This window comes from Streptococcus sp. SM3, assembly GCF_027497875.1.
Window position 1 is genome coordinate 1 of record NZ_JAJNSA010000097.1, and the last position, 9,616, is coordinate 9,616.

Consider the following 9,616-nt stretch of genomic DNA (forward strand, 5'->3'; position numbering starts at 1 on the left):
TTCCAAAATCCATCCGCAAGGAACGTATGCAAGAGAATTTCAATGTGTTTGATTTCGAATTGACGGAAGAAGAGATCAAGAGTATCGAAGGCTTGGACCAAGAGAAATCCCTCTTCTTCGATCATCAGGATCCAGAAACAGCAGAATTTTTCATGTCCATTGTCAATAAGTAAAAGAATATACATGACAAAAATAGAAAAATACATTTATCATTTTTAATCATTTTGAGTGGCTTTATGGCCTTTACTCCATACTTAACTAATTTTAAAGGATGATATTTTTATAGCTATTGTTTAGTTTGTATTTCAGATTGAATAATACTGTTGAGAGAAAAATTATATATTATTAGAGATTAAGGAAAGGAGAAAAAATGTTTAAGATAAAACAAACTGCAGGACGGGATTTTCTTGAGAATTTTGCACCAGAATTTGCTCATTTTAATAATGAAATCCTTTTTGGGGAAAATTGGAACAATCAAGATATTGATTTGAAAACAAGAACGATTGTTACAATTGTAGCATGGATGTCCTCTGGAATAACCGATCAATCTTTAGTTAATCACCTTGAAAATGCAAAGAAAAATGGTGTATCACAAAAAGAAATTGCAGCGATTATCACTCATGTAGCTTTCTACTTAGGATGGTCTAAAGCTTAGGCAGTTTTTAATCTTGCTAAGGAAATTTGGAAAATAGATGTAGCTGATGAAAGTAGTAAAGCGGTCTATCAAGCTTCTATTTTGTTTCCAATAGGTCACGAAAATACGGAATATAAAAATATTTCATCGGTCAATCTTATTTAGCGCCTATTGCAAATGAGGGCTTCCCAATTTTTAATGTAACTTTTGAGCCAGGATGTCGTAATCATTGGCATACTCACACTGCAGAAAAAGGTGGCAGACAAATGCTCATCTGTGTTTGGGGGTGTGGGATATTACCAAGAATTTTGGGAAAAAAGCTGTTAAACTTCTTCCTGGAGATCCAGTTACGATTACTGTCAATATTAAACATTGGCACGGAGCTAGTCAAGATTCTTGATTCTCTCATTTAGTATTTAAGATTCCAGGGGAAAAAACAAACACAGAGTGGCATGAAGCCCTATCAGATGATAATTACCTGAAGACACAGCAATAAAATAAGTGAAAGAACTTGCCACCTATCAATAAAAAATGTATATTATGATTAGAGTTTAGAAAGAGGAAGAAGTAATGAAATCAGCAGTATATACAAAGGCAGGCCAGGTTGGACTTGCTACAATTGAACGTCCGCAAATTATCGAAGCAGATGATGCTATTATCCGCATTGTCCGTACTTGCGTTTGTGGTTCGGACCTTTGGAGTTACCGGAATCCCGAAATCGAAGAAGGACATAGAAATAGCGGTCATGAGGCGATCGGAATTGTCGAAGAAGTTGGTGAGAACGTTACTACAGTAAAACCAGGTGACTTTGTCATTGCCCCTTTCACACATGGTTGTGGTCAGTGTGATGCTTGCCGTGCTGGTTTTGATGGTTCGTGTGATAATCATCCCGGTAACAACTGGTCAGGTGGTGTCCAGGCTGAGTATATCCGTTTCCACTATGCCAACTGGGCGCTGGTTAAAATTCCAGGACAACCTTCTGATTATAGCGAAGGTATGCTAAAGTCCCTCTTGACTCTTGCTGATGTGATGCCAACAGGCTATCATGCGGCGCGTGTTGCTAATGTTCAAAAAGGGGATAAGGTTGTGGTCATTGGTGATGGGGCTGTTGGTCAATGTGCTGTCATCGCGGCGAAGATGCGTGGTGCGTCGCAAATTATCCTCATGAGTCGTCATGAAGATCGTCAAAAGATGGCTCTGGAGTCAGGTGCGACAGCTGTTGTAGCTGAACGTGGTCAAGAAGGAATTGCCAAGGTGCGTGAGATTCTAGGTGGTGGTGCAGATGCAGCTCTGGAATGTGTTGGAACAGAAGCAGCGGTTGATCAAGCTCTTGGTGTTCTCCATAATGGAGGTCGTTTGGGCTTTGTTGGCGTACCGCACTATGAAAATCGTGCCATTGGCTCAACCTTTAGACAAAATACAATAATCGGTGGTGGTCCAGCTTCTGTCACAACTTATGACAAACAAGTATTACTAAAAGCCGTTCTTGATGGGGATATCAACCCAGGTCGCGTCTTTACTTCAAGTTATAAACTGGAAGATATCGACCAGGCTTATAAAGACATGGATGAACGTAAGACCATTAAGTCTATGATTGTGATGGACTAAAAAAGAAAATCCTAATGGAGATTTGAGACTCTCTATTAGGATTTTTTGTCATGTTTAATTTGTGGAGTTATGGCAGAGTACTCTCTCTCAATGTCAGTCTGGTTCCCAGCATGGTCAGGCTAGGGATTTTGCGACCGTGGAGGACTTCCTTGTTAAGAATATCCATGCCTGCTCGGCCCATTTCTTCGGTATAGACGGTGATGCTGGAGAGGGGAGGATAGACCTGCTTGGTCAGGCTGGTATCGTTAAAGGAAATAAGGCTGACGCGGTCTGGCAGGCTGATTCCAGCTTCTTGGAGGGCACGGAGGGCACCGATAGCTAAACTATCGCTAGCTGCGAAAAATGCTGGTGGGAGTTGGTCTCCCAAGCTCTGAATGGCTTCCTTCATCAAGTCATAGCCAGACTGGGCAGTAAAGCTTCCTTGAAAGACCAGTTCATCATGATAGATTCCTTTTGTTTGACTGTAGTTCTTAAAATTTTCAAGTCGCTTGTCCTCAATGATTTCTTCTTGGTCGGTTGTTTCTTCAAGACCTGTTAAAATCCCGATACGATCCATCCCTTGGCTGAGGAAATAATCGATAACCTGTTTCATGGCAGTATAAAAGTCCGTGATAATGCAGGTGTGTCCTAGTGAAAGAGTATCGCTATCTAGAAATACAAGAGGTTTTTGGTATTCTTCAAAGGCAGAAATCTGTGCACGGCTGAACTTTCCGATACATAGAATCCCAATCACTTCCTCGCTCAGAGTAAAAGGATGGTCATTAAAATAGCGCAAGATATCATAGTCCAACTCTTGGGCTCTTTTTTCTATGCCTAGGCGAATCTGGTAGTAGTAGAGGTCGTCCAACTCTCCTTGTTCGCTGACCCATTGGATAATGGCAATCTTTTGCTTGGGCTTGTGGGGCTCGCCTGTCTTGAGGTGTTTGGTGTAGCCCAGTTCTTCAGCAACGGTTAAAATACGGTGTCTAGTTTCTTCTGTAACAGATAGGCTCTGGTCGCGATTGAGAACACGGGATACGGTCGCGATAGAGACAGAGGCTAGCTGTGCAATGTCTTTTAAGGTAGCCATAAATCCTCCTTGATTAGGTTAGTATATCATATTTTTCTGCTTTTTACTGATAATTTAGTAAAATTTTAGTAAAAAGGATTGACCTTGGGAAATACCTTGGATACAATAGAAGAAAACGATTACACGTTAAGATGACTTAACGGACAGTAAAAGGAGAATTCATATGACACAACATCTTACTGCAGAAGCACTTCGTAAAGACTTTCTTGCTGTTTTTGGTCAAGAAGCAGACCAAACTTTCTTTTCACCAGGTCGTATCAACTTGATTGGTGAGCACACAGACTATAATGGTGGACATGTATTTCCAGCTGCTATTTCCTTGGGAACTTATGGTGCAGCTCGCAAGCGTGACGACCAAGTTTTACGTTTCTACTCAGCTAACTTTGAGGACAAGGGCATTATCGAAGTGCCTCTCGCTGACCTCAAGTTTGAAAAAGAGCACAACTGGACCAACTATCCAAAAGGTGTCCTTCATTTCTTGCAAGAAGCTGGGCACGTGATTGACAAAGGTTTTGATTTTTATGTTTATGGAAATATCCCAAATGGTGCTGGCTTGTCTTCTTCAGCATCATTGGAACTCTTGACAGGAGTCGTGGCAGAGCATCTCTTTGATTTAAAATTAGAGCGTCTCGATTTGGTTAAAATCGGAAAACAAACAGAAAACAACTTTATCGGAGTCAACTCTGGTATCATGGACCAGTTTGCTATTGGTATGGGGGCTGACCAACGTGCTATTTACTTAGATACTAACACTTTAGAGTATGATTTGGTACCACTTGACTTGAAGGACAATGTCGTTGTTATTATGAACACCAATAAACGTCGTGAACTAGCAGACTCTAAGTACAATGAACGTCGTGCTGAGTGTGAAAAAGCAGTGGAAGAATTGCAAGTTACCTTGGATATTAAGACCCTGGGTGAATTGGATGAGTGGGCCTTTGACCAATATAGCTATCTGATTAAAGATGAAAATCGTTTGAAACGTGCTCGCCATGCTGTGCTTGAAAACCAACGCACCCTCAAAGCTCAAGTAGCCCTTCAAGCAGGAGATTTGGAAACATTTGGTCGTTTGATGAATGCGTCACACGTTTCCCTAGAGCATGACTATGAAGTGACTGGATTGGAATTGGATACTCTTGTTCACACAGCTTGGGGACAAGAAGGCGTTCTCGGTGCTCGTATGACAGGGGCTGGTTTTGGCGGCTGTGCTATCGCCTTGGTTCAAAAAGATACTGTTGAGGCCTTTAAGAAAGCTGTAGGCAAACACTATGAGGAAGTAGTTGGATACGCTCCAAGCTTCTATATCGCTGAAGTTGCAGGTGGCACTCGCGTCCTTGACTAGTCAAAAGGAGGCTCTATAGTGACCTTAGTAGATAAATTTGTGACACATGTCATTTCTGAAAGTTCATTTGAGGAAATGGATCGAATCTACCTGACCAATCGTGTCTTGGCACGAGTGGGAGATGGTGTTTTGGAAGTTGAGACCAATCTGGATAAATTGATTGACCTCAAGGATCAGTTGGTTGAGGAAGCCGTTCGATTAGAGACGATTGAGGATAGTCAGACTGCGCGTGAAATTCTTGGTGCTGAACTGATGGACTTGGTGACTCCTTGTCCGAGTCAGGTTAATCGTGACTTTTGGGAAACCTATGCCCACTCTCCTGAGCAAGCGATAGAGGATTTTTACCAACTCAGTCAGAAGAATGACTACATCAAACTCAAGGCTATTGCTAAAAATATCGCTTATCGTGTTCCATCTGATTACGGAGAACTTGAAATTACCATCAACCTCTCTAAGCCTGAAAAGGATCCGAAAGAGATTGCCGCAGCCAAGTTGGTGCAAGCTAGCAATTATCCTCAGTGTCAGCTTTGTCTAGAGAATGAGGGCTATCATGGTCGGGTCAACCACCCAGCTCGTAGCAATCACCGTATTATCCGTTTTGAAATGGTTGGTCAGGAGTGGGGCTTCCAGTATTCGCCCTATGCTTACTTTAATGAGCACTGTATTTTCTTAGATGGCCAGCATCGTCCCATGGCCATTAGTCGTCAGAGTTTTGAACGTCTGTTGGCTATCGTAGAGCAGTTTCCAGGATATTTTGCAGGCTCTAATGCCGACTTGCCGATTGTGGGGGGCTCTATTCTAACTCATGATCATTATCAGGGAGGTCGTCACGTATTTCCTATGGAATTGGCTCCCTTGCAAAAGACCTTCCGATTTGCTGGTTTTGAGCAGGTTAAGGCTGGGATTGTCAAGTGGCCAATGTCAGTGCTGCGTTTGACTTCGGATTCCAAAGAAGATTTGATCAACTTAGCTGACAAGATTTTGCAGGAATGGCGTCAGTATTCAGATTCTAGTGTGCAGATTTTGGCAGAGACAGACGGGACACCGCATCACACCATCACACCCATTGCCCGCAAACGAGATGGTCAGTTTGAGTTAGACTTGGTTTTGCGAGACAATCAGACATCGCCAGAGCATCCTGATGGCATCTATCATCCCCACAAGGATGTTCAACATATCAAGAAGGAAAATATCGGCTTGATTGAGGTCATGGGCTTAGCCATCTTGCCACCACGTCTGAAAGAAGAAGTGGAGCAAGTCGCCAGCTATCTCGTGGGAGATGGGGATACAGTTGTCTCTTATCATAAGGAATGGGCAGACAAGCTCAAAACCCACCATCCAGATCTAGCGGATAAAGAAAAAGCTCTTGAAATCGTCAAGGACTCTGTGGGTGCTATCTTTGCGCGTGTACTTGAGGATGCAGGAGTCTACAAGCAGACAGAACAAGGGCAGACAGCCTTTATGCGCTTTGTAGAACAGGTCGGAATTTTGCCAGACTAGGAGCTTTCTCCTTGCACAGTCCTATAAAAAGTAGTATCATAGTGTCGTTTGAAATATCAGGAGGAAACGATGAAAGACTTTCATTTTGACGCTATATCTGCCTTTGAAAATTACGAAATTGAACAAATGAGAGATGGTCATGTTGTGGTGACGACAAAAGTAGTGGATTCGTCTCTCAACTACTATGGCAATGCTCATGGTGGCTATCTCTTTACTCTCTGTGACCAGATCAGTGGTTTGGTGGTTATCTCGCTAGGGCTTGATGGAGTGACACTCCAATCCTCTATCAACTACCTCAAAGCAGGAAAACTCGACGACGTGTTAACCATTAAAGGAGAATGCGTCCATCAAGGTCGCACAACTTGTGTGGTAGATGTCGATATCACCAATCAGGAAGGTAGAAATGTCTGCAAAGCAACCTTTACCATGTTTGTCACAGGCCAACGGTCAGAAGACAGACAGGTGAGGATATAAAGAGTAATTTAATAGAGTGAGGTGGATTTTGGAATTTATAAAATTTGCCTTACTCATTTTTTGATATTGATATGATTTAATTCTAAAATAGAAAATTTAGTAATGTGGTAGAAAATACAAGAGTTGTGTTTTAATTTCTATGGTATAATTAAAAGCATGAAGATAAAAGAAATAAAGGAAGTTACTTTACAACCGTTCACGAAATGGACAGGTGGTAAAAGACAATTATTGCCTGTTATTAGAGAATTAATGCCTAAAACCTATAACAGGTATTTCGAACCTTTTGTTGGAGGTGGAGCTTTATTTTTTGATTTAGCTCCTAAAGATGCAGTTATTAATGATTTTAACGCTGAACTAATAAATTGCTATCAACAAATTAAGGACAATCCTCAAGAATTGATTGAAATTTTGAAAGTTCATCAGGAATATAATTCAAAAGAATATTATTTAGATTTACGTTCTGCTGATCGTGATGAAAGAATAGATATGATGTCTGAAGTACAAAGGGCAGCACGTATTCTCTATATGTTGAGAGTAGACTTTAATGGTTTATATCGTGTGAATTCTAAGAATCAGTTTAATGTACCTTATGGTCGTTATAAAAATCCTAAAATTGTTGATGATAATTTGATATCTGCTATTTCAACTTATCTGAATAATAATCAAATAGAAATTAAAAAAGGAGATTTTGAAAAGGCTGTTTTGGATGTTCAACCAGGGGATTTTGTATACTTTGATCCCCCGTATATTCCATTGTCAGAGACAAGTGCCTTTACTTCCTACACTCATGAGGGGTTTTCATATGATGATCAAGTAAGATTAAGAGATACCTTTAAGAAATTGAGTGATGCAGGGGCTTATGTTATGTTATCAAACTCCTCTAGTTTTTTGGTAGAGGAGTTGTATCGAGATTTTAATATTCATTATGTTGAAGCTACCCGAACTAATGGAGCAAAATCTTCGAGTCGAGGAAAAATTTCTGAAATTATAGTCACAAATTATGAAAAATAACGAATATAAGTATGGAGGTGTTTTAATGACAAAACCATACTATAATAAAGATAAAATGATTCTTGTTCATGCAGATACGTTTAAGTTATTATCGAAAATGAAACCAGAAAGCATGGACATGATCTTTGCTGATCCTCCATATTTTTTGAGTAACGGTGGTATATCAAATTCTGGGGGACAGGTTGTATCTGTAGATAAAGGTGACTGGGATAAAATTTCTTCATTCGAAGAAAAACATGAGTTTAATCGCAAATGGATTCGCCTAGCAAAAGAAGTTCTGAAGCCTAATGGGACGATATGGATTTCAGGTAGTTTGCACAACATATACTCAGTTGGAATGGCATTAGAGCAAGAAGGTTTTAAAATTCTGAATAACATTACTTGGCAGAAAACAAACCCTGCCCCCAATTTATCTTGTCGTTATTTTACCCATTCTACTGAAACCATTTTATGGGCTAGAAAAAATGATAAAAAAGCTCGTCATTACTACAATTATGATTTAATGAAAGAATTGAATGATGGAAAACAAATGAAAGATGTCTGGACCGGCTCTTTAACAAAGAAAGTTGAAAAATGGGCTGGGAAACATCCAACTCAAAAACCAGAGTATTTGTTAGAACGCATTATTTTAGCCTCTACTAAAGAGGGTGACTATATTCTAGACCCATTTGTTGGTAGTGGTACTACGGGTGTTGTTGCGAAGCGATTAGGTAGAAGATTTATAGGTATCGATGCTGAAAAAGAATATTTGAAAATAGCAAAACAAAGAATTGAGATAGAATCTTATGCTTCAAACAGGTGAATATGCTACATATAAGGAATTTGGGATTGATTTAATACAAAAATTAGATGAAGAGGGCTTCACAGAAGCTATTCAAAATGGGGAACTACCAAAATCAAAATTTATAGAGACGCCGCAAGGTATTATTTTAAAATTTTATGGTTTTAAAGCTATAGATGTGAAAACAAAAAATCGCTTGAAGAGAACATCATATGATTGTTTAGTTCAGTATCGGAGTGAAGATGTTAAATTTGAAACAATTTGTCAAGAAATTATAAGAAAGTGTCTAAAAACAAAAAATGAAGTAAATTTAGTAAAGAACATTATTTATATATTTTTGAAAACTATAGCAAAACACCCTTTAACAAGTATTGATATTTTTTTTAAAGAATATTTTATATATAATGGAAAATTGAGGAAAATATCAGAAGAAAGAATTAATAACTTGAATTATGAAGTTATAGAGAAAGGTATAAACTCTCTAAATATAGTATTACTTGAATTAGATAGCATAGGAAAGTATACTTTTCAGGAATTGATTAATATAATTAGTTATATTGCTGTCATTGAAGAATTAAACTACCCTAAAATTATTGGCTCTAAGAATTATAAAGGACGTGAGCATTGCTTTGGCAGGTATGTAGAAGTTTTATTTGATAACGAAAAAGAATTAAAAAGATTGGTTAAATCAAATGCATTTAACAACGGAGCTCAATTTATTCCTAAGAAGGAATTAAAGGAATGGTATTTTACAAATGAAATTGAGGAAGACCGCATTGAATTGGATAATAACAAAAATTATTGTTAAAGGAGATTATATTAATGGTAAGAATTACAATTAACGCAGATGGTTATAACAATGGTACTGTAACAAGAAAATGTCCTCATTGTGGTGAAGAAAAGTCAATTGATGATTTTGGATACCGTAATATGGGGAATGATAATATTAGAAATCAATCTTGGTGTAAGGAGTGCCGGTAATGAAGTTACAAAAATATATATATCTTTCAAATGAAGACCGATTAAAACAATTTTTAAATACTCTTTCAGTAACCAATCGTACTCCTGAGTACTATGTGAATTGGAAGAAAGTTGACCGTGAGACAAAGAAGTATGAACTAGATTTGAATACTTTGAACTACTTAATTGGTAAAGATGATATTTATTCAGAAGCTCTACGTTTATTCACTAAACAAC

General features: G+C 38.8%; 10 protein-coding genes and 1 pseudogene. 10 read left to right on the plus strand and 1 reads right to left on the minus strand.

Translation table 11 applies throughout. The features are described 5' to 3' along the window. Positions 1 to 370: 370 nt before the first annotated feature. Both PAN06_RS11425 and PAN06_RS11430 read left to right on the plus strand, forming a co-directional pair. Positions 371 to 799: pseudogene (locus PAN06_RS11425) on the plus strand (carboxymuconolactone decarboxylase family protein). Between the two features lie 405 nt (positions 800 to 1,204). Further along, positions 1,205 to 2,242: an alcohol dehydrogenase catalytic domain-containing protein gene (locus tag PAN06_RS11430; RefSeq protein WP_269796367.1), complete on the plus strand. Its 1,038-nt coding sequence runs from the start codon at positions 1,205 to 1,207 to the stop codon at positions 2,240 to 2,242. Between the two features lie 67 nt (positions 2,243 to 2,309). Here PAN06_RS11430 and galR read toward each other — a convergent pair whose 3' ends face one another. After that, complete coding sequence (galR, locus tag PAN06_RS11435) at positions 2,310 to 3,311, minus strand: DNA-binding transcriptional regulator GalR (protein WP_269796368.1); 1,002 nt, start codon at positions 3,309 to 3,311, stop codon at positions 2,310 to 2,312. 163 nt (positions 3,312 to 3,474) lie between these two features. On the opposite strand from galR, the gene PAN06_RS11440 reads away from it, so the two are divergent. The 8 genes from PAN06_RS11440 to PAN06_RS11475 form a co-directional block, all read left to right on the plus strand. Then, positions 3,475 to 4,653, plus strand: a complete 1,179-nt coding sequence (locus PAN06_RS11440; RefSeq protein ID WP_269796369.1) for a galactokinase — start codon at positions 3,475 to 3,477, stop codon at positions 4,651 to 4,653. An 18-nt stretch (positions 4,654 to 4,671) separates the two neighbouring features. Beyond that, entirely contained in the window at positions 4,672 to 6,153 is a 1,482-nt protein-coding gene (locus PAN06_RS11445; protein ID WP_269796370.1) for a UDP-glucose--hexose-1-phosphate uridylyltransferase, read from the plus strand. Positions 6,154 to 6,222: 69 nt separating this feature from the next. Continuing rightward, positions 6,223 to 6,627, plus strand: coding sequence for a PaaI family thioesterase (locus PAN06_RS11450; protein ID WP_000651223.1), 405 nt, complete (start codon positions 6,223 to 6,225; stop codon positions 6,625 to 6,627). 156 nt (positions 6,628 to 6,783) lie between these two features. After that, positions 6,784 to 7,638, plus strand: a complete 855-nt coding sequence (locus PAN06_RS11455) for a DNA adenine methylase (RefSeq protein WP_269796371.1) — start codon at positions 6,784 to 6,786, stop codon at positions 7,636 to 7,638. Positions 7,639 to 7,663: 25 nt separating this feature from the next. Beyond that, the gene (locus PAN06_RS11460; RefSeq protein ID WP_269796372.1) at positions 7,664 to 8,440 is read left to right on the plus strand and encodes a site-specific DNA-methyltransferase; all 777 of its coding nucleotides are present in this window, start codon (positions 7,664 to 7,666) and stop codon (positions 8,438 to 8,440) included. Next, positions 8,424 to 9,227 (plus strand): hypothetical protein, encoded by an 804-nt coding sequence (locus PAN06_RS11465; RefSeq protein WP_049509737.1) that lies wholly within the window; start codon positions 8,424 to 8,426, stop codon positions 9,225 to 9,227. The genes PAN06_RS11460 and PAN06_RS11465 overlap by 17 nt, the downstream gene beginning before the upstream one ends. 14 nt (positions 9,228 to 9,241) lie before the next feature. Continuing rightward, complete coding sequence (locus tag PAN06_RS11470; RefSeq protein ID WP_162837409.1) at positions 9,242 to 9,400, plus strand: hypothetical protein; 159 nt, start codon at positions 9,242 to 9,244, stop codon at positions 9,398 to 9,400. Continuing rightward, positions 9,400 to 9,616 (plus strand): DpnII family type II restriction endonuclease (locus tag PAN06_RS11475; RefSeq protein ID WP_269796373.1); only part of this gene is annotated, 217 nt, incomplete at its 3' end. The genes PAN06_RS11470 and PAN06_RS11475, both read left to right, overlap by 1 nt.

Bases quoted from the DNA above. Each gene is read 5' to 3' on its own strand.
- PAN06_RS11450 (WP_000651223.1), top strand. From the start codon at position 6,223: ATGAAAGACTTTCATTTTGACGCTATATCTGCCTTTGAAAATTACGAA.
- PAN06_RS11440 (WP_269796369.1), top strand. From the start codon at position 3,475: ATGACACAACATCTTACTGCAGAAGCACTTCGTAAAGACTTTCTTGCT.
- PAN06_RS11465 (WP_049509737.1), top strand. From the start codon at position 8,424: ATGCTTCAAACAGGTGAATATGCTACATATAAGGAATTTGGGATTGAT.
- PAN06_RS11470 (WP_162837409.1), top strand. From the start codon at position 9,242: ATGGTAAGAATTACAATTAACGCAGATGGTTATAACAATGGTACTGTA.
- galR (WP_269796368.1), bottom strand. From the start codon at position 3,311: ATGGCTACCTTAAAAGACATTGCACAGCTAGCCTCTGTCTCTATCGCG.
- PAN06_RS11460 (WP_269796372.1), top strand. From the start codon at position 7,664: ATGACAAAACCATACTATAATAAAGATAAAATGATTCTTGTTCATGCA.
- PAN06_RS11455 (WP_269796371.1), top strand. From the start codon at position 6,784: ATGAAGATAAAAGAAATAAAGGAAGTTACTTTACAACCGTTCACGAAA.
- PAN06_RS11430 (WP_269796367.1), top strand. From the start codon at position 1,205: ATGAAATCAGCAGTATATACAAAGGCAGGCCAGGTTGGACTTGCTACA.